This is a genomic window from Embleya sp. NPDC001921 (assembly GCF_053594475.1).
In genome coordinates, this window is record NZ_JBSFEO010000009.1 from 83,573 (window position 1) to 104,023 (window position 20,451).

Below are 20,451 nucleotides of genomic sequence, written 5' to 3' on the forward strand. Positions count from 1 at the left end.
CGCTGGACACGCCCGGGGCTAGGACCGGCCGGTGGTTCCGAGGGCCGTCTCCGTTTCGGCGGGGACGGCCTTCGGGCTTTCCCGACCGCGCCACCAGGTCGCGGCCAGTGCGGTCGGGGCGGCGATCAGCGCGATCTCGACGGTCAGCGCGGCGGCGGTGCGCCACACGTTCGGGCCCAGGTCGGCGAGGTTGGCCAGGCCGGCGGTGCCGGAGGCGAGCCGGGCCGAGGCGAGGGTGAGCAGGCCGACGCCCAGGCCCGCGCCGGCGGCGTGCGAGGTGACCGCGAGCCAGGCCCGGGGCGGCTCGGCGCGGGCCGCGAAGAAGCCCGCCGCGACGCCCGCGAGCAGCGGGAGCACCGCGGGCGCCCACGCGGTGGAGGGCACCGTGGCCGGGCCGGGCAACGCGGCCAGCAGCGGCAGCGTGGGCAGCGTGCCCAGGGTGCTGCCGGTGGGCGCGATGGTGGTGGCCGCGCCGAGCGCGAACCCGGTGCCGGCCGCGTAGGACACCGCCCACACGATCGCGTTGGGCACCAGCGCGGCGCACAGTACGGCCAGCGCCGCGAAGCCGACCGGGTCGCGGGTGGTCAGCGCCAGCGCGACCCGGACCTGGCCCGCGTGCGCGAACAGGCACGCGAGCACCAGGAGCGCCCCGCCCGCCGCGAGCACCGCGGCCGAGGCCAGGCCGGCCCGGACGGCGGGCACCCGGACCAGCGCGGGCCCGAACGCGCCGAGCACCCCCGCCGCCAGGACCCCGAGCGCGGCCGGCGCGACCGTGTCGAACACGGGCCGCACGCTCGCCGTACCGACGCCGACGGCGACCGCGTACAGCAGGCCGGTGTACACCAGCACCTGGGACGCGAGCACGATCGCGGTCCCGGCCAGGCCGTCCGCGAGCCGCCGGCCGATCCGGCACAACACCCAGATCAGCGGCACGGTCAGACCCAGCGGGGCCAGCCGCAGCGGTACCACGGTCACGATCGGATCGACCGATCCGGTCGCCCGATGGCTGATCTCGACGAACTCGAAGCCCACGTGGTGCGCGGCGAGCCAGATGCCGCCGATCACCCGCAGCAGCGCCTGCGGGTGATCGAAGCCGCCCGAGGTGGCGCCGCACGTGGCCACGATCAGCACGAGCACCGCCACGCCGCCGAGCCCGGCCCCGACCGCGAGCAGCGCCGACACCACGCCTCGGGCCAGCGCCTGCGCGATCCGGGCGGTGTCGGGACGGCGGCCCGCGAAGGCGATCACGGCGGGCAGGCCCGGCAGGGCGGCCAGGACCGCCGCCGGCGAGCGACCGGGCACCGGTGGGCCCCACGGGCGATCGGCGCGCGACTCGGGCCCGCCGGGGGTCTCGACGGGGCTCGGCACCGGCAGCGCGGCGGGCGGGCGGTCCGGCTTGGGCGGGGCGACGATCGGCGGAGTCTCGGGACGAGGCGGGGCGGGGAGCGCCTCGGAGGGCTCGGAGGGCTCGGAGGGCTCGGTGGCCGCGGCTTCGGCGGACTCGACGGCCTCGGTGGACTCCGAGTGCTCGTCCGCGGGTTCGGAGGACTCGGCCGGGCGCTCCGGATCTCCCGGGCCTCCCGGGCCTCCCGGGGCCACCCGATCCACCTGCTCCGGCGGCCCGGACAATCCCGGTGTCTCGGCGGTCTCCGGGGGATCGACGACCGACCCGGGTTCCGCCTCCGGCAACGACCCGGGCGACTCCCCCAGAGCTTGGGGTGGGGACATCTCGGGGGTGGCCGGAAGGCGCTCGACGCCGGCCCGCGGGGTGGGCCCGGCCACCGTCCAGGGCACCGACGGGCCGCGTTCGCTTTCCGGCATTTCGGTCACAAGGTCATGCTGCCAACGCGGGTCGGATCCACGCCGCATATGGCCCCCGAGCGCGGCAAGACACCCCATTTGCTCGATTCAGGTCATTTAATCTGCATTATCAATCGCCCCTTGGGTACCTCATGCCCCTATGGGCATCGACGACGAGCGGAACACCTCCCGCGAGCGTGCCCCGGGCTGCGACGCCCTGCACGCGGCGATCGCATCCGACATCGCGCGCTACGCGTACCTGTTGACCGCGAGCCCCACCCGGGCCGCACGCGTGACCCGGCGCGCCTTCGCGCTGGTCTGGCGCGACCTGCCCGACGTCGCGAACACCCCGGCCGACGCCGGCCGCGTACGCACCCTCGCCGGCGACCTCGCGCTCGGCCACCGGTTCCTGTTGCGGCGCGCGATGTGGCGACTCGTACCGCATCCGGACCACACCGGCCGGGTCGTCCCGCACGCGGACGACGACGCGCGTCGCGAGCAGGACATCGCGCTCCTGCGTGCGCTCCAGCGGGTGCCCGGGCACCGTCGGCGGGTCTTCGTGCTGCGTCACCTGTTCGGGATGTCGCCGGAGCAGGTCGCGATCGAGACCGAGGCGACCACGGAGTCGACCCGGATGCGGCTCGTGCACGCGCACGAGGATCTGGCCGAGCTGGTCCCGGCGCTGACCGGACCGTCGCCGAACTGCCAGGAGGCGCACGACTTCCTGAGCACGATCACGTGCGACCTCGCGGCACGGTACGAACCGCGCGTGCCCGGGCCGCACGCGGCCAGGCGGCGCTGCAGGACCCGGACCTCGGTGCTGGTCGCGGTGGTCGCGGCGGCGGTCCTCGCACTCGTGATCACGTCGCTGCCCCGGCTGCTCGATCCGGCCACCTCGCGGGACTCGCGGGGCGGCTACCGGGTCGACCCGATCACCGGTCCCGAGGCGGCCCGACGCCTGCCACCGGTACCCGGCGAGGCGGAGGCCCCACCGGCGCCGGCCGCCGCCCCGCCCGCACCGGCCGCCGCTCCGCCGGCGCCGGAGGCGACCCCCCCGCCTGCCGCACCCGAGCCCGCGGAACCCGAGCCGGCACCCGCGGCGGAGCCGGCGGAGAGGACCGCCGCCCCGGAGCCGATCACGCCGCTGGTCCGGCCGGTGGTGCCCACCGTGCACCGAACGTTCGGGCCGACCCCGACCGGGGTGTTCACCCTCGCGTCGGCTGCCCCGAGCGCGCGGGAGACGATCCTGGCCCCGGAGAGCACGTTCGTGCTCGACACGAGCTGCGTGGACAACGGTCTGCGGCGCACGCCCCCGCACTGACCGGACCCCGACCGGGCCGGAGGAAACCACGACGCCCCGCGAACCGCCTGGAAAGCGGTTCGCGGGGCGTCGTCGGCCACGGGCGACCGGTGGGTCAGCCCGCCATGATCTCGCGCATCAGGCGCGCCGTCTCGGACGGCGTCTTGCCGACCTTGACGCCGACGGCCTCGAGCGCGTCCTGCTTGGCCTGCGCGGTGCCCGAGGAGCCCGAGACGATGGCGCCGGCGTGGCCCATGGTCTTGCCCTCGGGGGCGGTGAAGCCCGCGACGTAGCCGACGACCGGCTTGGTGATGTGCTCGGCGATGTAGGCCGCGGCACGCTCCTCGGCGTCGCCGCCGATCTCGCCGATCATCACGATCGCGTCGGTGTCCGGGTCGTCCTGGAACGCCTGGAGGCAGTCGATGTGCGTGGTGCCGATGATCGGGTCGCCACCGATGCCGACGGCGGTCGAGAAGCCGATGTCGGCCAGCTCGTACATCATCTGGTAGGTCAGGGTGCCCGACTTGGACACCAGACCGATCCGGCCCGGCTTGGTGATGCTGGCCGGGATGATGCCCGCGTTGGACTGACCCGGGGTGATCAGGCCGGGACAGTTCGGGCCGATGATCCGGGTCTTGTTGCCCTTGGCGCCGGCGAGCGCCCAGAACTGCGCGGTGTCGTGCACCGGCACGCCCTCGGTGATGACCACCGCGAGGCCGATCCCGGCCTCGATGGCCTCGACCACGGCGTCCTTGGTGAACTTCGGCGGCACGAAGACCACCGTGACGTCCGCGCCGGTGGCCTCCATGGCCTCGGCCACGGTGCCGAATACCGGTACCTCGGTGCCGTCCACGTCGACCGTGGTGCCGGCCTTGCGCGGGTTCACGCCACCGACGATGTTCGTCCCGGAGGCGAGCATCCGGTGGGTGTGCTTCATCCCCTCGGAGCCGGTCATGCCCTGGACGATGACCTTGCTGTCCTTGGTCAGGAAGATAGCCATGCTGGGTCGGTCTCCCTTACTTCGCGGCAGCGAGCTCGGCGGCCCGCTCGGCCGCGCCATCCATGGTGTCCACCTGCTGGACCAGCGGGTGGTTCGCGTCGGTCAGGATCTGCCGACCCAGCTCCGCGTTGTTCCCGTCCAGACGCACGACGAGCGGCTTGGTGACCGCCTCGCCCTTCTGCTCGAGCAGTTCGAGCGCCTGCACAATGCCGTTCGCGACCGCGTCGCACGCGGTGATGCCGCCGAAGACGTTGACGAACACCGACTTGACGTCGGTGTCGCCCAGGATGATCTCCAGGCCGTTCGCCATCACCTCGGCGGACGCGCCGCCGCCGATGTCGAGGAAGTTGGCCGGCTTCACGCCGCCGTGGTTCTCCCCGGCGTACGCGACCACGTCGAGCGTGGACATGACCAGGCCCGCGCCGTTGCCGATGATGCCGACCGAGCCGTCGAGCTTGACGTAGTTGAGGCCCTTGGCCTTGGCCGCCGCCTCCAGCGGGTCGGCCGCGTCCTTGTCCTCGAGCGCCGCGTGGTCGGGGTGCCGGAAGTCGGCGTTCTCGTCCAGCGAGACCTTGCCGTCCAGCGCGATGATCTTGCCCTCTTCGGACTTGATCAGCGGGTTGACCTCGACGAGCGTGGCGTCCTCTTCGACGAAGACGGTCCACAGCGTCCGCAGGGTCGCGACGATCTGGTCGTGCAGCTCGGCCGGGAACTTCGCCGCCTCGACGATCTCGCGGGCCTTGGCCTCGGTCACGCCCTCGATCGCGTCGACCGGGATCTTCGCGAGCGCGTCCGGGTTCTCCTCGGCGACGACCTCGATCTCGACGCCACCCTCGACCGACGCCATCGCGAGGAAGGTGCGGTTGGTGCGGTCGAGCAGGAACGAGACGTAGTACTCGTCCACCGGCTTGGCCAGCCCGGCCAGCATGACCTTCTTGACGATGTGGCCCTTGATGTCGAGGCCGAGGATCTGCTCGGTCTTCTCGACGACCTCGTCGGTGCTGAACGCCAGCTTGACGCCACCGGCCTTGCCGCGGCCACCGACCTTCACCTGCGCCTTGACGACGGCCTTGCCGCCCATGCGCTCGGCGGCGGCCCGTGCCTCCTCCGGCGTGAAGACGACTTCACCGGGCAGAACCGGCACACCGTGCTTAGCGAAGAGATCCCTCGCCTGGTACTCGAACAGGTCCACGCGGGTCCGTCCTTGTGATCGCGATCGGATATGCGGAACATGCGCAGCCGCGTCCGTCGTCGCGCAGGGTCCGGCAGGCTCGCCCCCAGACTCTGGTGGACGGCGTCCGCACGCGTAGCTGATCCGCCTGGCAGGTTATCGGGCAGGAGCGCGGGCCCCGAATCAGGGTCTTGATCACACTCCGCGAGCAAACCTCGAACCCGACCCCGCCGAGTGTCGAGATCCGCCCGTTTACGCCTGTTCCACCGTGACACAGAGAACACACCGAAACGGACCGTGATCGCGGCAATGTGTCCCATCCCACGCCGAAGCCCTGTTGCCCTCGTCTCGGGAACCGGCGGGACACGTCGGCCCGGACGCTACGGCTCCGGGACGGGGAGCGGCAGGCCCTGGATCGCCGCCGCCATCACCTCCGGGAACAGGTCGGGGGTGCACGCGAAGGCGGGGCTGCCGAGCGCGGCCAGGGCCGCCGCGTTGGTGTGGTCGTAGGCCGGGGCGCCCTCGTCGGAGAGGGCGAGCAGGGTGACGAACGAGGTGCCGGCCGCCTGCATGGCCGCCGCGCGACGCAACATCTCGTCGCGGACGCCGCCCTCGTACAGGTCGCTGATCAGTACGACGACCGTCTCCGCGGGGCGGGTGATCAGGGACTGGCAGTAGGCCAGCGCGCGGTTGATGTCGGTGCCGCCGCCGAGTTGGGTGCCGAACAGCACGTCCACCGGGTCGTCCAGGTGCCCGGTGAGGTCGACCACGTTCGTGTCGAAGACGACCAGCGAGGTCTCGAGCGAGCGCATCGAGCCCAGCACCGCGCCGAACACCGACGCGTAGACCACCGACGCCGCCATCGAGCCGGACTGGTCGACGCACAGGATCACGTCCTTGCGCACGCCGTGCCGCTGCCGGCCGTAGCCGACCAGGCGCTCCGGCACGATAGTGCGGTGCTCGGCCTGGTAGTGCTTGAGGTTGGCCTTGATCGTGGCGTTCCAGTCGATGTCGTGGTGTCGCGGCCGGTTGATCCGGGTCGCCCGGTCCAGCGCGCCCTGGACCAGGCTCGTGGTGCGCTGCGCGACCCGGCGCTCCAGGTCGTCGACGACGGTGCGGACCACCGCGCGGGCGGCCTCCTTGGTGGCCTCGGGCATCAGCTTGTTGAGCGCGAGCAGCGTGCCGACCAGGTGCACGTCCGGTTCGACGGCGGCCAGCATCTCCGGTTCCAGGAGCAGTCGGGTCAGGTCGAGCCGCTCGATCGCGTCCCGCTGCAGGATCTGTACGACGCCCGCCGGGAAGTGTTCGCGGATGTCGCCGAGCCAGCGGGCCACCGACGGCGCGGAGGCGCCCAGGCCGGCGGCGCGTGGGCCGGTGCCGCGCCTGCTGCCGCGCGGGGCCGGGTTTCCCGGGTGGTAGAGCGCGGCCAGGGCCCGGTCGATCCGGGTGTCCTCGCCGGTCAGGCCGTAGCCGGTGCCGTCCGCGTCGCCGCCCAGCACCAGGCGCCAGCGGCGCAGTCGCTCGTCGCTCGTGCTCTCGCTCATCGGGTGGCCGCCTCTCGGCGTTCGAGGCCGAGGATCTCGGCCAGCAACGGCAGTACGGCGTCGGCGCGCGCGGTGTCGAACAGGTCGGCGGTCGCGGCCTGTACGGCCGCGTGCGCGGGGGTGCGGACCCGCTCGCCCAGCATCCGCCGCTCGGCCGCGGCGAAGGTGGTGAAGGTGCGTCGCAGCAGCGGCAGGATCTCGGTGAACAGGTCGTCGGGGGTGCCGGTGATCCACTCGTCGACCAGCGCGAGCAGGCGTTCGTCGTGCACGAGCAGCATGCCGCCGCCGGCCAGGAAGCCCTCGATCCAGGCAGCCGATTCGCGATGCGGGACGCCTCGGGTCAGTGCCCGGGCCAGGCGCGGGGCGGCCGCCTCCGGGTCGAGCCGGCCCAGGTCCAGGAGCAGCCGGGTGGCTCGGCCGGTGAGCAGGCCGGGCAGGTTCTCCCGGTCGGCGAGCCGGTGAAGGGTGGCGTACCACTCGTACTGCTGCTCGTCGGGCAGCAGTTGCACGGCGGCGTGCACGTCGTCCAGGCGTCGGCGCATGGCCTTGGCGCCGTCCTCGTCCAGGCCCGCGCACGCGGGCGGCAGCCCGACGCAGATCCGGACCACCAGGCCGGCCACCACGGTGCCCAGCGCGGAGGTGTCGGTGCCGCGTACGTCGCCGTAGCGCAGCGCGCGCACCAGGCCCGGCAGCGCCTCGGCGAGTCGGCTCACGTCGGTGTCCAACGCGGCGCGTCGGTCCAGCACGCGCATGATCAGCGGCAGCGCGCCGGGCAGGTCGGCTCGCAGGCAGCGCTCGGCGACGTCGGTCACCTCGGCGAGCGATTCGGCCCGGATCGCCAGGTCGGCCGTGCGGGCCGCCGCGGCGGCGACCACGGTGGTCCCCCACACGCCCGCCTCGGCGACCCGGATCGCCAACTCCGGTTGCCAGTCCAGGCGCCAGGTCTCGCGAAAGGTCCCCTTGCCCTCCCGGGCCCGGGTCGGCACGCCCCACGGCACGTCCAGCAGCGCGAGTCGGTTGAGCAGTCGGCTGCGGTCGGCGTGCGAGGGTTTGCGCAGGTCGAGTTCGAGTTCGCGGGGCGAGGGCTCGGGCCGCAGCCGCAGTCGGCGCTGTTCGCGGGACAGGTCGCGCTGGAGCGGTACGGCGGGCACCGCGTCGGGCACCTCGCCGATCACGTCGCCCACCACGAGCGCGTCGTGGACCAGCGCGAGCGGCCCGGTGACGCCGTCGCACATCACCGCGCGGACCGCCTCGATCGTCTCGTCCAGGCCGGCCAGCGGCCGATCGCGCAGCGCGGCCAGCGCGCTCGCGTGCCGGGTGGCCTCGATCACGTGCGCCGAGGACACCGGGTGGCCCGCGTCGCGCAACAGCGACGCGATCCGCACGAACCAGCGTGGCAGCAGCTCGCGTTCGTCGGTGCTCGCGTACAGGTGTCGGTACCACCCGGGCGAGGCGACGCCCGCTCCGTAGCCGGAGCTCTGCGCGAGTCGGCGGTGCGTCCACGGCACCCACGTGCTCTCCACCTTGACCTTGGCCCGGTGCGGCGCGAGCAGCGCGCGGTCGGCGGCGGCCGAGACGGGCGCGGCGAGCGCGGGCAGGTGCCACGCGCCGCACACCACGGCGATCCGGCGATGTCCGGCACGGCGCGCGGACCGCACGCACTGGCGCATGTACGCCTCGCGCAGCCGCTCGACGTCGGGCTCGGCCCCGGAGACGGGGGCGGCCGCGGGTTCGTCCTCGCGCAGCGCGGCCATCGCGTCGGCGAGCGCCGCGAACGGGGTCAGCGCGTCCCCGCCGGTGGGCAGCCGGTGCTCGATCACGTCCTCCCACCAGCGCTCCGGGTCGTCCTGGCCGGCCAGTCGGGCCAGCTCCGCGATCGGGTCGACGCGCGGCGGCGCGGGCGCGGCCTCGGTGTCCTCGGGCGGGTCGTCGGCCGCGCGTTCGCGGCGGGCCCGGTCGAGCGTGAAGGACACCGCGACCGGCAGGTCGATGAACCGGACCGGTACGCCGTGTGCGCCGGCGTGGCGGATGGCCACCCACTCGGGGCTGAAGTCGGCGTAGGGCCAAAAGCCCGCCTGCGCCGGATCGTCGACGGCGTGTGCGAGCAGCGCGACCGGCGGTCGCATGTCGGGGTCGGCGGCGAAGGACAGCAGCACGTCCGCCTCGGGCGGGCCCTCGATCAGCACGATGTCCGGCTCGACCTGCGCGAGCGCCGCGGCGACGGCCCGGGCCGAACCGGGGCCGTGGTGCCGGACGCCGAGCAGGATCGGCGGTTCGGGCGCGCGGGTGGGCATCAGGCACGGTCCGCGTCGCGGCAGGCCCGGTAGAAGTCCTGCCAGTCGGCCCGCGGCCGCACGGCCGTCTCCAGGTACTCGCGCCAGACCAGGGTGTCCGCGGCCGGGTCCTTGACCACCGCGCCCACGATGCCCGCGGCCACGTCCGCCGAGCGCAGCACGCCGTCGCCGAAGTGCGCGGCCAGCGCGAGGCCGCCGGTCACCACCGAGATCGCCTCGGCGGTGGACAGCGTCCCGGACGGGGTCTTCAGCTTGGTCCGGCCGTCCTCGGTCAGGCCGCCGCGCAGTTCGCGGAACACCGTGACCACGCGCCGCAGTTCGGCCTCGGCGGCGGCCACCGGCGGCAGGTCGAGCGAGGAGCCGAGCTGGGCCACCCGGCGGCTGACGATGTCCACCTCGGCGTCGGCGGTCGCGGGCAACGGGAGGACCACGGTGTTGAATCGGCGGCGCAGCGCGGACGAGAGCTCGTTGACGCCCCGGTCGCGGTCGTTGGCGGTGGCGATCAGGTTGAACCCGCGCACGGCCTGGACCTCGTCGTTCAACTCCGGTACCGGCAGGGTCTTCTCGGACAGGATGGTGATCAGCGAGTCCTGTACGTCGGCCGGGATGCGGGTGAGTTCCTCGACCCGGGCGACCAGCCCGCGGCTCATCGCGCGCATCACCGGGCCGGCCACCATCGCTTCGCGGCTGGGCCCGTGCGCGAGCAGTTGTGCGTAGTTCCAGCCGTAGCGAATGGCCTCCTCGGGCGTGCCCGCGGTGCCCTGGACCAGCAGCGTGGAGTCGCCGCACACCGCGGCGGCCAGGTGCTCGGACACCCACGTCTTGGCCGTGCCCGGCACGCCGAGCAGCAGCAGCGCGCGGTCGGTGGCCAGCGTGGTGACGGCGACCTCGACGATCCGCCGGGGGCCGATGTACTTGGGCGAGATCACCGTGCCGTCCGCGAGCGTGCCGCCCAGCAGGTAGGTGGCCACCGCCCACGGCGAAAGCTTCCAGCGCGGCGGCCGGGGCCGCTCGTCGGCGGCGGCGAGCGCGGCCAGTTCGTCGGCGAACGCGTCCTCGGCGTGCGCCCGCAGGACACTGTGCTCAACCGGTGCGGCGGACATGGTCACAGCGCTCCCCCAGGGCTCGAACAAACCCGAACAGACCCCATCCTGCCGCCCGGGTCCGACACTTTCGGGGCCGCCGATCTCACAGGTGGTCGAGCAGGAACCCGGTCTCGACGGTCGCGTCGAACGGCTCGGGCAGGCGCACCGCGGCGCCCGCCCGCACTCGCTCGGTGAACGTGTAGCGCCCGTCGACCGGCTCGAAGTGCACGATCACCTCCTGCTTGTGCCGATCCACGATCAGCATCACCGGCACCTCGGCTCGTGCGTACTCGCCGGGCTTCTCCCGCACGTCGACGCGGCGCGTGCTGTCCGAGGTCACCTCGACGAACATCCAGACCCCGGACGCGGACAACGCGTGGCCGTCCCGGAACTCGGCCTTCTTTCGGGGATCGAGGACGACGAGGTCGGGTGTGCGCTCGGTGCCGACGCCCACCACGAAGGCAACGCCCTCCAGCACCAGGATCTCGGCCGGAAGCGAGGGTTCGAGCAGATGGCGCAGGCCCGTGAGGATCCGGGCATGCTCCCAGTCCGGCGACGCCTGCATGACCAGGCCGGCCGGAGACGCCTCCCACCGCACGCTCTCGGGAAACTCGCCGGAGTCGCGCAGCATCCGCAGGGCGGTGAGGCGCAGGTTCGCGAGTGGGTCGATCTGATCCGCGTCGTCGGTCACCCGCCCATCCTCTCGCGGCGAGGTCCGCCGAGGACGGGACGACGGGCGGTCCACCCGGACGGATGATTCGGCCGCCCGGTCGACCACCGGGCGTCCGGGCCGAGGGCGCCCGAGGTTCAGCCGCCCAGGAGTTCCGCGCGCATCGTGGCCCGGTAGCGCAGGGTGTCGGCCAGGGCGCGGAAGGCCTTGGGCCATTCGCCCTCTCCCTCGGCCAGGTGCTCCACCCGGTCGATCGTGGCCGGGTCCAGGCCGCGGCCGGCCACGTCGCGGGCGCCGCTGAAGCTCCAGGGGTAGCCGCCGCCCTCGGCCGCGCTCGCGAGCGCGTCCAGGACCGCGTCGCCCAGCGCGGCCGGCCATGGCGCCGGGCAGTTGGTCAGCAGTTGCAGGGCCTCGGAGAGCCCGTGCGCGGCGATGTGCCGGGCCACGTGTTCGGCGCACTCGGCCGCCGGCAGCACCGTCAGCAGCCGGGTGGGCGCGCCGCGCCCGGCCAGCGCCCGGGCCCAGGCGACGTCCCGCTGGAGCACGGCCGCGCGGGCCCAGCCCTCCCGGACGTCCTCCACGAAGCGGCGCGGCAGCGTGCGGGCCACGATCTCCTCGGGACTCGCCCCGAACACCTCCCGCCACACCCCGAGCGGCGTGGCCGCGACGATCTCGCCCAGCCACCACGAGTGGTCCTCGCGCCCGGTCGGCGAGGTCTCCGCGATGCCGTCCCGCCGCATCGCCTCGTCGCACTCGCTCGGCGGCACCACCAGCACCCGACCCGCGCCGCCGGGCCGCAGGCAGGCCAGCGCCCGCTCACGCATCCGGGCCACGAAGGCCGAACCGGGCAGTTCGGTGAGCAACCGCGCGGCGGCCACCCGCACCACCTTGGCCCGATCGTCCAGGGCCTGTTCCAGGAACGCCTCGTCGCCGCCCGACAACTTGGTCCGCAGCGCCGCCACCAGCACCGCGCGGTCCTCGGCCGGCTCGGCGTGCCACACCTGGGCCAACAACGCCCGGGCCGCGTCCGGATCGCCGCCGCGCAACACCTCGAACGCCGCGAGCCGCTCGCCGAACCGGCCGTGCCGCCACTGCTCGACCGGATCCTCGACGGCACCGGCCGCGATCCGGGTCAGCCACACCCACTCCGGGTTGAGCCCGGCCAGCCAGCGTCCCCGCGGTCCGGCCAGGTCGGCCACGGTCTCGCGCAGATCGGTCCGCGAGCGGGCGGCGGTCAACAGGGCCGGCAGTTCGGATTCGGGCGCGCGCAGTCCGGCCGCGCGGGCCAGCGCGAGCCACTCGGGCAGGAAGTCCATCCCGTCGCCCTCGAGCAGGATCCGCAGCCGTGCCCGGGCCGGCTCCGGCACGGCCGGCCGGGGGTCCACCTCGGTGCACGGAGCCGGCGGCGCACCCGCGGGGGCTCGCCGGCCCGCGCGCCGATGCACCATCACGATCGCGGCCAGGTCGAGCAGCCGTACCGCCTCGTCCGCCCGGTCCACCCGCGCGGCCAGCGTGCCCAGCGCGTCCCGTGCGGGCAGGTCCGCGGCCGGTCGCCGTCCGGTGCCCACCAATGCCGCCGACACCAGGTCGTCCCACACCGGATCCGCCACCCGCATCCGAACTCCCCTTCCGCACACGACGATCGGCACGCCGACCGACACACCGCCGATGGTCTTTCGGGCCCTCCCGGGCCGATCTCGCCCGCCCGGGCGCCGCCGTCCGCCGAGGCGCCGCCACGGGCCCGGGCCGGGCGGCGCGACCGGCTACAACTGCACGGCCCGGCCCTCGTGCCACGCGGTCACCGGGACGAATCCGCGCGCGCCGTACTCGCCGAACACGGTCAGCCCGGCGCCGCCGGACATCGCGGACAGCCGCCACAGCGCCTGTTCGCCGGTCCGCGCGCGGTCCACCGGCAGCCAGAAGCCGTCCGCCCCCGCGATCCGCCAGCCCATCGGCTCCGGCACCGCGACCACGTCGGCCAGTACCACCGGCCAGGCCTCCAGCCACGGTTCGCTGCGCAGCGCCTCGGCGTAGCCCAGGGTGGCCTCCTCCGGCCCGACCCCCGCGGGCTCCGCGCCCTCCAACGACGTGCCGCTCCGCTCGCCCAACGCCGCCCGCAGCGGCACCGCGTCGTCGTGGAAGGCGGCGTCGGCCTCGATCGATCGGCCCACCGGCAGCGCCAGTTGCGGCGCGCGGCCCTGCGGCCCGAAGGCCAGCACCAGCGCCGGCCGACCGGACTCCGTACCGCGCAGCCAGATCCGACGCTCCGTCAGATTGCCGTCCACGCTGTCCCGGCTGCCCAGCACCAGCCAGCGATCCCGCACCACCGTGCCCGCCTCCCGGGCCTTGCGCAGCACGTCCTCCGCGTCCACGGTCCAGCCGATCCGCGCCCGCAGCCCGGCCGCCAGGGACGGGTCCAGGTCGTCGGCGTGTTCGTGGGCGCGCAGCAGCAGCCACAACTCGGCGTAGTCCTCGAGCAGTCGGCCGGGCCAGCCCTCCGCCCCGGACGCCGGTATCGCGCCGGCCGCGCGCAACCGGGCCGCCAACCCCGGCGCCTTGGCGTCGACCATGCGCTCGGCGATGCCGTCCCACATGGCGTATCCCTCACGCTCGGTGCCCGCCAGGCCCTGATGGACCCGGTCGGCCAGCCAGCGGCGCAACCGCTCGGCCCCCTCGGCCACCTGCGCCGCGCGCTGTTCGGCCCGCCGGCGGGCCGCCGCGGGGTCGGCCGGCGCGGATCCGGCCGACGCGGCCTTCCCGGCCCGCTCCCGCCGCCCGGTCACCCACACCTCCGCCCAGTCCGGGGCGCTCGCGTCGGCGGGCACCGCCGTCGGGTCGGCCGCCCACAGGAGCAGCAGCCCGAGCACGTGCTTGCACGGGAACTTGCGGCTGGGACACGAGCATTGCGACGCGGGTCCGCTCGGGTCGACCACCGTGCGGTAGGGCGTCGACCCGCTTCCCGCGCACACACCCCACACCGCGCCGCCCCCGCCGGCGAAGGTCGTGGCACCCGCGGCCGACCACGGGCGTGGTGTCGCCAGCTTGCTCCCGGCCTCGCGTGACGCCGCGTCGGGAGCGAGAGCCAGCACCTGTTCCGCGGTCCACCGTTCCAGCATGACGGTCACGGTACGGGCCCGCACCGACACGTGTGCACGAGCCGGCCGAACCCGACCACCGGTTGTCCCGATCCGGGCGAAGTGCCCGGTCAGGCAGGCGTGGTCGCCACGTGCGCGCGCACCCAGTCGACGATGTCGGTGGTCGGTGCGCCCGGCGTGAAGACCGCCGCGACGCCGATCCGCTCGAGTTCCGGGACGTCCTCCTCCGGGATGATCCCGCCGCCGAAGACCAGGATGTCCTCCGCCTCGCGCTCCTTGAGCAACTCGATGACCTTGGCGAACAGCGTCATGTGCGCGCCGGAGAGCACGGAGAGGCCGATCGCGTCGGCGTCCTCCTGGATGGCCGTCTCCACGATCTGGACCGGGGTCTGGTGCAGTCCGGTGTAGACCACCTCGAAGCCCGCGTCGCGCAGCGCGCGGGCGACCACCTTGACGCCGCGATCGTGCCCGTCCAGTCCGGGCTTGGCCACCACGATCCTGATCGGTCCGGGAACACCCATCACTGCCTCCATCATGTACCTCGCGAAGCCCTCGCCCGGAGCGTAACCCCCGACCGGGGCGGGCCGCCCGGGGCGGTCCCCGGGACGATCACCCGCCGGATGAAGTCCCTTTGGCGGCACTGACGCTGAATGACCGTCATGTAGATGAACCCGCCGTTTCGTCCGCGTGTCGTCGGGGATACCCACCAGTAGGCGGTTCGCGACCGTCGGTAGGCGCCTCGCGACCGCGCCACACCCGCCGGGCCCGCCCCGCGTCGCCACCCGGGAGGCCCGCAATGGCGCTCGCGTCCCCCTCTCCCGACCGCCGCGCCCCCGCGCTGCCGCCCGCCGCGATCCTGCGCGGCGCGGCGCGCGAGGTCGCGCTGATCGCCGGACACCTCGCCCGCTACCCCGGCGGCCTGCTCCCGACCCGCCCGACCGCCCGTCGCGGGACCGACGGGCGCGGCGACCCCGCGCCGATCGGGGCCGGCGAGCGGCTCCCGGTGGTGCTCGTGCACGGGCTGGCCGACAACCGTTCGATCTTCGGCCCGCTGCGCGGGTCGCTGCTGCGCGCGGGCGCGAACGTGCACGCGGTCAACCACAATCCGGTCGGCGGCGACGTGGCGGGCAAGGCGGCGTTGCTGGGCCGGTACATCGAGCGGGTGTGCGCGCGTGACGGCGCGACCGGTGTGCATGTGATCGGCCACAGCCTCGGTGGCCTGATCGCCCGCTACCACGCCCAGTTGCTCGGCGGCGACGCGCTGGTGCGCACCGTGGTGACCCTGGGCACCCCGCACCGCGGCACCCGCACCGCGCGGTTGCTCAGCGCGCACCCGCTGGTCCGGGAACTGCTCCCGGACAGCCCGCCGATCGCCGCGCTGGCCGGGCCGGCGCCCGGTTGCGCGACGCGTTTCGTGGCCTACTGGGGCGACCTGGACCCGTTCGTACTGCCGTTGTGGTCGGGCGCGATCGACCACCCGGACCTGGACGCGGTCAACGTCCTGGTTCCCGGCGCCGGGCATGTCACGCTGACCGTGCACGCGCCCGTGTTGGCACAGATCACCCGATTGCTCGGCACCGTGCGCCCGATCGGGTACGACGCCGTGCCGACGGCCGCCCGACCGGCTTCGACGCCGCCGGACCTCGTCACCCGCTCGGCGGCCTGACCTGCGGTTCTCATCGCGAGGATTGTCCTGCGAACGTCAAGAGCACTACAGTCCGATTCCGACCAGCCCCCGAAACGAAGGCGACGTAGGTGACGGACGTTCGCTATCCGAGCGAGGATCAGCAGGGTCGCTACGTTCCGGACGCCGAGGGTGCGTACTCCCCCTACGGTCCGTCCGGCTCGTTCCAGGGCGGCTACGACCAGGGATACGGCCAGACCTCCGGGTACGACGCGAGCGCGTACCCGGCCGGTACGAACGGCGGTTACCCGGCGGTCGACTCCTCGGGCGGCTGGGGCGCGCAGGCTCCGTCGTACGACGGTTACGACGCGACGGCGACGTACGCCGGCACGAACCACGACCCCGCCGGCGGCACGCCCGGCTACGACGGCTCGGCCCACGGCTCCTCGGGCTACGACGCGTCCGGGTACCAACCCGCCTACGACGCCTCGGGATACACCTCGGCGCCGGGCTACGACGCGTACGGCCGGGCGATCCCGGGCGGGTCGTCGGACGGGTACGACAGCGGCGCGCACGCCGCCGTCTCGGGCGGCTACGACGCCGTGACCGGCTACGACGCCTCGGGCACGTACGGCTACGCCGCGGTCCCGGACAGCGGCGGGTACGCCGCCTACGGCGTGCAGACGCAGACCCAGACCTGGGCGGTCGCCGACACCGCGGTCCAGGACGCGCCGGCCGCGCCGTACGTCGACCCGTCCTGGGACAACGGCTCGAACACCGGTATGTGGTACGCCGCTTCGGACACCGCCGCGTGGGAGTCCGACACCTGGTTCTCCCCCGTCCCGGTGCGCGACGACGCCGACATGTGGTCCGGTGGCAACCGCTCGACGACGGACCTGTTCGACGACGGCACGACGCCCGCGCCGATCGAGCCCGCCTTCGACCTCGGTGACCACGGCGACAGCGTGCCGGCCCGCACCGACAACGAGGCCGAGCCGGACGACGACGCGGCCGACGAGCCGGTGGAGCGGAGCCGGCGACAGGACCGGCCGGCCGCGGACGCGCGGCCGAAGAAGAGCCCGGCCAAGGCCGCGGTCAAGCGCAAACGCGCGCTCCCGCTCACCGCCGGCGCGCCGCTCGCGGTGATGGGTGCCGCGGCGATGGCCGTCGCCGCGATCGGCGGCCTGCACACCGCGGGTGCCGAGACCAAGGACGCGGACCCGGTGGCGGGCGGCGAGGATCTGCCGCTGATGTCGCCGATGGACAAGCAACTGGTGGATCTCCAGGTCGGCGCCGAGGACTTCGCCGAGCGCGCCAGCCGCGCGCAGACCCGGATCTCGCTCCAGGAGCGCCAGGACGAGACCCGGCGGGCCCAGGAGGAGGCTCAGCGGGCCCAGGAAGCCGAGCGCCAGCGCAAGGAGTCCCTGAGGCCCAAGTACTTCCTCCCGGTCACTCAGCGCGGCCTCAGCGCCTATTTCGGCTCGTCCGGCTCGCGCTGGGCGCACACCCACACCGGCATCGACTTCCCGGTGGACCTGGGCACCTCGGTGTTCGCGGTGATGGACGGCGTGGTGCGCACCGAGGTGAACTCGGCCTACGGCAACATGGTGATCCTGACCGCCAAGGACGGCACCGAGTTCTGGTACTGCCACCTGACTCGCGCCAAGATCCGCTCCGGCCCGGTCAAGGCGGGCGACGTGATCGCCTACAGCGGCGACACCGGCAACAGCACCGGCCCGCACCTGCACTTCGAGGTGCGCCCGGGCGGCGGCGCCCCGATCAACCCGCTCCCCTGGCTCCGCGCGAACGGCCTCGACCCGACCTGACGGCGGGCACCTCGGACCGGCGTCGGCTCGCCGACCCCCGGTCCGGGCCCCGGCGATCTACCGTGGACGCATGACCACTTCCGAGCCGCAGTTCGCGGCCGAGACGGGAAAGCGCGGGGAGTTCGTCCGGCAGGCCAATCGGTTCACCGGACGTCCCGACCCGGAGGCCGGCCGATACCAGCTGGTCGTGTCGTTGGCGTGTCCCTGGGCGCACCGGGCGGTGATCGTGCGGCGCCTGCTCGGGTTGGAGGACGCGCTCGGGATGTCCGTGGTGGACCCGATCCGGGACGAGACCGGCTGGCGGTTCACCAATCACCCCGACGGGCGCGACCCGGTCACCGGGCTGGCCTTCCTGGCCGACGCCTACCGGGCCGGTGACCCGACCTACGCCGGCCGGGTGACCGTGCCCGCGATCATCGACCTGCGCACCGGGCAGGTGGTCACCAACGACTACCCGCAGATCACCCTGGACCTCTCCACCCGCTGGACCGCGCTGCACCGCGCCGGCGCGCCGGACCTGTACCCGCGGCCGCTGCGCGCGGAGATCGACGCGATCAACGCGGACGTCTTCCGGGACGTCAACAACGGCGTGTACCGCTGCGGGTTCGCCACCACGCAGGAGGCCTACGAGGCCGCGTTCGACGCGCTGTTCGCCCGCCTGGACGCGCTGGAGAAGCGGCTGGCCGGGCGGCGCTACCTGGTCGGCGAGACGATCACCGAGGCGGACATCCGGCTGTTCACCACGCTGGTCCGCTTCGACGCGGTCTACCACGGGCACTTCAAGACCAACCTGCGCAAGCTGACCGAGTATCCGGTCCTGTGGGCCTACGCCCGCGACCTGTTCCAGACCGAGGGCTTCGGCGACACGGTCGACTTCGACCACATCAAGCGGCACTACTACGTCACCCACGACATGATCAACCCGACCGGCGTCGTGCCCAAGGGGCCGGACGCGGCGCTGTGGCTCACGCCGCACGGACGCGGCTGAGCACGGGCACAAGGACACACACGGACACACGGACACGACGCGTGCCGCGGGTGGGCCGTCGGCCCACCCGCGGCACGCCCACCCTCCGGCGCCTACTTGGTCAGGTCCACGGTCGGCGGCTCCGGGTCGGGACGGTCGTCCTCGCTGCCGGCCCCGCCCTCGGCGTCGCCCGCCGCCTCGGCCGCGTGTCCGGTCTCGGCCACGTCGTCGGCGTACGGCTCGGCGACGTCCTCGCTCACATCGTGGACCGCGAGCGAAGCGGTCGACCCGAGCGCGGCCGTCGGCTCGGGCACAGCCGTCGATTCGGGCGAAGCCGTCGGCTCGAGCGAAGCCGTCGAGTCGAACGACGTAGTCGAGTCGAACGACGCGGTCGGCTCCGACGAGGTCCCCGGCTCGAACGGTGCGACCGACTCCGGCGAAGTCGCGGAAGCCATCGGGCGCATCGGCGGCATCGGCGCCGCCACCGGCGCCGGCCCGCCCTTGGGCAGCAGCGCCCACAGCGCCCCCGCCAGGCCGGCCAGCCCCACCCCGATCGCCGCGGTGGCCAGGACCCACGGCGGGCTCACCGACACGGCGCCGGTCGCCCGCAGCAGGTAGGCGACCGCGATGCCGGTGAAGACCACGCCCGCGATCAGGGCCATCGGGTCGAAGCGGTACCTGTCGAGCCTCATCGGAAATCGCCCTCCATCCGGGTCGTGGTGCGCTGTCGGGTCCTGCGGCCGTCGACCGGGTCGACCGTCGGCGCGCTCATCGGGGCTCCCGGCCGTCGTCGCCGTTCAGCAGTTCGACCTCGCCCAGGCCGACCTTCAGGTCGAGCGTGATCGTCCCGCGCCCCGGCCCCGCCTCCGGAGCCGTGGTCTCCGCGCGCCGGGGACGATAGCCTTCGTCCCGACCCGCCGGCGTGCGCACCTGGCCGACGTCGGCGCCGCCCCGGAAGACCACCGTGACGTCCTTGGGCACCCAGACCTGGATCTGCCCGGCGCCGATCCGGGCCTTGACCGTCGCGCTGCCGCCGGCCCCGAGGTCGAGCCGACGCAGGTCGATGTCCATCGTGCCCATGCCCAACTCGTACGAGGTCGGCAGGGCCGAGACCGAGGTGGGCGTGTAGGTGCGCTCACCCGACGGGCCGGTCAGCGGCACGGTGATCGCGGTGACCGCGGCGAGCAGGCCGGTGAGCACCACCGCGGGCACGATCAGCAGCCGGGCCCGGCCGAACCAGGAGCCCGCGAGCAGGCCCAGGCCGACGATGCCGAGCAGGGTCGCGAGCGCGACGGTGAACGTCACGTCCGCGGCCCCCGTGTGGTCCAGGACCCACAGCAGACCGCCGGCGGCGGTGGCCGCGGACAGCGTGGCCAGTCGCAGCCACGAGCGCGGGCGCTTGGGCCGCACCGGCTCCGGAGCCGACGCGGGCCGGTTCTCCTGCGCGGCCCCCGAACCCGGCACCTGCCACCACATCGGCGGCCCGGGCACCGTCGCGCCGTCCGGCCCGGCGTCCACCTGGGTGGGAGCCGGCGCCATCGCCGCGACCCCGGCCGTGCGGACGGCGGCCTCGTGCTTCCTCTTCGTATCGGACCACACCATGAACAACACCACGGCGGTGATCATCAGCAACGGAACGGACGGGCCGAAGCCCGAGTCCAGGTAGGTGAAGAACAAGGCGACCCCCATGACGGCGACCACGGCGGCGGCCGATGCCCCGTAGTCGAACTTCCCGGAGAGGATCCGCCGCAGCAGCGGCTGCTCCTCGCCCCGAGCCGGGATCAACAGCCAGCCCAGGCTGTACACCAGTACGCCCACCCCGCCGAAGAGCGACAGCACCGCGAACACGATGCGGAAGATCACGGGGTCGAGGCCGAAGTGCTCGCCGAGGCCGCCACACACGCCCGAGACCATCCGGTCCTCGGTGCTGCGCAGGAGCTGCGGGCGAATCGTCGTCGTGGGCGCCGCGGACGACCCCGCAGGGCCGCCCGGGACGTCGCCGGCCCGGTCGCCGGCCGAGATACCGGGTTTCATGTCGTCGTTCATGGGTCCATCGTGGCGTTCCCACCGCGCCG

The 20,451-nt window shown here is 74.0% G+C and carries 16 protein-coding genes; 4 read left to right on the forward strand and 12 right to left on the reverse strand.

Annotated elements, in window-relative coordinates; genetic code table 11:
• Nucleotides 1–18: 18 nt before the first annotated feature.
• On the reverse strand, nucleotides 19–1,821 hold the full coding sequence (locus ACWCPW_RS13135) for a cell division protein PerM (RefSeq protein WP_449761778.1): 1,803 nt from the start codon (nucleotides 1,819–1,821) through the stop codon (nucleotides 19–21).
• Nucleotides 1,822–1,960: 139 nt separating this feature from the next.
• Here ACWCPW_RS13135 and ACWCPW_RS13140 point away from each other — a divergent pair, with 139 nt between their 5' ends.
• Complete coding sequence (locus tag ACWCPW_RS13140) at nucleotides 1,961–3,121, forward strand: RNA polymerase sigma factor (protein WP_449761650.1); 1,161 nt, start codon at nucleotides 1,961–1,963, stop codon at nucleotides 3,119–3,121.
• A 94-nt stretch (nucleotides 3,122–3,215) separates the two neighbouring features.
• Here the strand turns inward: ACWCPW_RS13140 and sucD are convergent, their stop codons facing one another.
• The 9 genes from sucD to ACWCPW_RS13185 form a co-directional block, all read right to left on the reverse strand.
• A complete protein-coding gene (gene sucD / locus ACWCPW_RS13145) occupies nucleotides 3,216–4,100 on the reverse strand; it encodes a succinate--CoA ligase subunit alpha (protein WP_126637535.1) in 885 nt (294 codons plus the stop codon).
• A 16-nt stretch (nucleotides 4,101–4,116) separates the two neighbouring features.
• A complete protein-coding gene (gene sucC, locus ACWCPW_RS13150) occupies nucleotides 4,117–5,292 on the reverse strand; it encodes an ADP-forming succinate--CoA ligase subunit beta (protein ID WP_449761651.1) in 1,176 nt (391 codons plus the stop codon).
• Nucleotides 5,293–5,651: 359 nt separating this feature from the next.
• Nucleotides 5,652–6,815: a VWA domain-containing protein gene (locus ACWCPW_RS13155; protein ID WP_449761652.1), complete on the reverse strand. Its 1,164-nt coding sequence runs from the start codon at nucleotides 6,813–6,815 to the stop codon at nucleotides 5,652–5,654.
• Nucleotides 6,812–9,109, reverse strand: coding sequence for a DUF5682 family protein (locus ACWCPW_RS13160; RefSeq protein ID WP_449761653.1), 2,298 nt, complete (start codon nucleotides 9,107–9,109; stop codon nucleotides 6,812–6,814). The genes ACWCPW_RS13155 and ACWCPW_RS13160 overlap by 4 nt, the downstream gene beginning before the upstream one ends.
• On the reverse strand, nucleotides 9,109–10,212 hold the full coding sequence (locus tag ACWCPW_RS13165) for an ATP-binding protein (RefSeq protein ID WP_449761654.1): 1,104 nt from the start codon (nucleotides 10,210–10,212) through the stop codon (nucleotides 9,109–9,111). Before ACWCPW_RS13165 ends, ACWCPW_RS13160 begins: the two co-directional genes overlap by 1 nt.
• Before the next feature lie 85 nt (nucleotides 10,213–10,297).
• Nucleotides 10,298–10,885 carry a Uma2 family endonuclease gene (locus ACWCPW_RS13170; RefSeq protein WP_449761655.1) on the reverse strand — a complete coding sequence of 196 codons (588 nt, stop codon included), beginning with the start codon at nucleotides 10,883–10,885 and terminating at the stop codon, nucleotides 10,298–10,300.
• A 116-nt stretch (nucleotides 10,886–11,001) separates the two neighbouring features.
• A complete protein-coding gene (locus ACWCPW_RS13175; RefSeq protein WP_449761656.1) occupies nucleotides 11,002–12,480 on the reverse strand; it encodes a DUF5691 domain-containing protein in 1,479 nt (492 codons plus the stop codon).
• Nucleotides 12,481–12,627: 147 nt separating this feature from the next.
• Nucleotides 12,628–13,980, reverse strand: a complete 1,353-nt coding sequence (locus tag ACWCPW_RS13180; RefSeq protein WP_449761657.1) for an SWIM zinc finger family protein — start codon at nucleotides 13,978–13,980, stop codon at nucleotides 12,628–12,630.
• Between the two features lie 89 nt (nucleotides 13,981–14,069).
• Entirely contained in the window at nucleotides 14,070–14,480 is a 411-nt protein-coding gene (locus tag ACWCPW_RS13185) for a cobalamin B12-binding domain-containing protein (protein WP_395869976.1), read from the reverse strand.
• A gap of 275 nt (nucleotides 14,481–14,755) precedes the next feature.
• On the opposite strand from ACWCPW_RS13185, the gene ACWCPW_RS13190 reads away from it, so the two are divergent.
• From ACWCPW_RS13190 to ACWCPW_RS13200, 3 genes are all read left to right on the forward strand, one after another.
• Entirely contained in the window at nucleotides 14,756–15,625 is an 870-nt protein-coding gene (locus ACWCPW_RS13190) for an esterase/lipase family protein (RefSeq protein ID WP_449761658.1), read from the forward strand.
• An 89-nt stretch (nucleotides 15,626–15,714) separates the two neighbouring features.
• A complete protein-coding gene (locus ACWCPW_RS13195) occupies nucleotides 15,715–17,409 on the forward strand; it encodes a peptidoglycan DD-metalloendopeptidase family protein (protein ID WP_449761659.1) in 1,695 nt (564 codons plus the stop codon).
• 70 nt (nucleotides 17,410–17,479) lie between these two features.
• Nucleotides 17,480–18,397 (forward strand): glutathione S-transferase family protein, encoded by a 918-nt coding sequence (locus tag ACWCPW_RS13200; RefSeq protein WP_449761660.1) that lies wholly within the window; start codon nucleotides 17,480–17,482, stop codon nucleotides 18,395–18,397.
• Between the two features lie 92 nt (nucleotides 18,398–18,489).
• Here the strand turns inward: ACWCPW_RS13200 and ACWCPW_RS13205 are convergent, their stop codons facing one another.
• A complete protein-coding gene (locus ACWCPW_RS13205) occupies nucleotides 18,490–19,068 on the reverse strand; it encodes a hypothetical protein (protein WP_449761661.1) in 579 nt (192 codons plus the stop codon).
• Nucleotides 19,069–19,144: 76 nt separating this feature from the next.
• Nucleotides 19,145–20,422, reverse strand: coding sequence for a PspC domain-containing protein (locus tag ACWCPW_RS13210; protein ID WP_449761662.1), 1,278 nt, complete (start codon nucleotides 20,420–20,422; stop codon nucleotides 19,145–19,147).
• Between the last annotated feature and the right edge of the window lie 29 nt (nucleotides 20,423–20,451).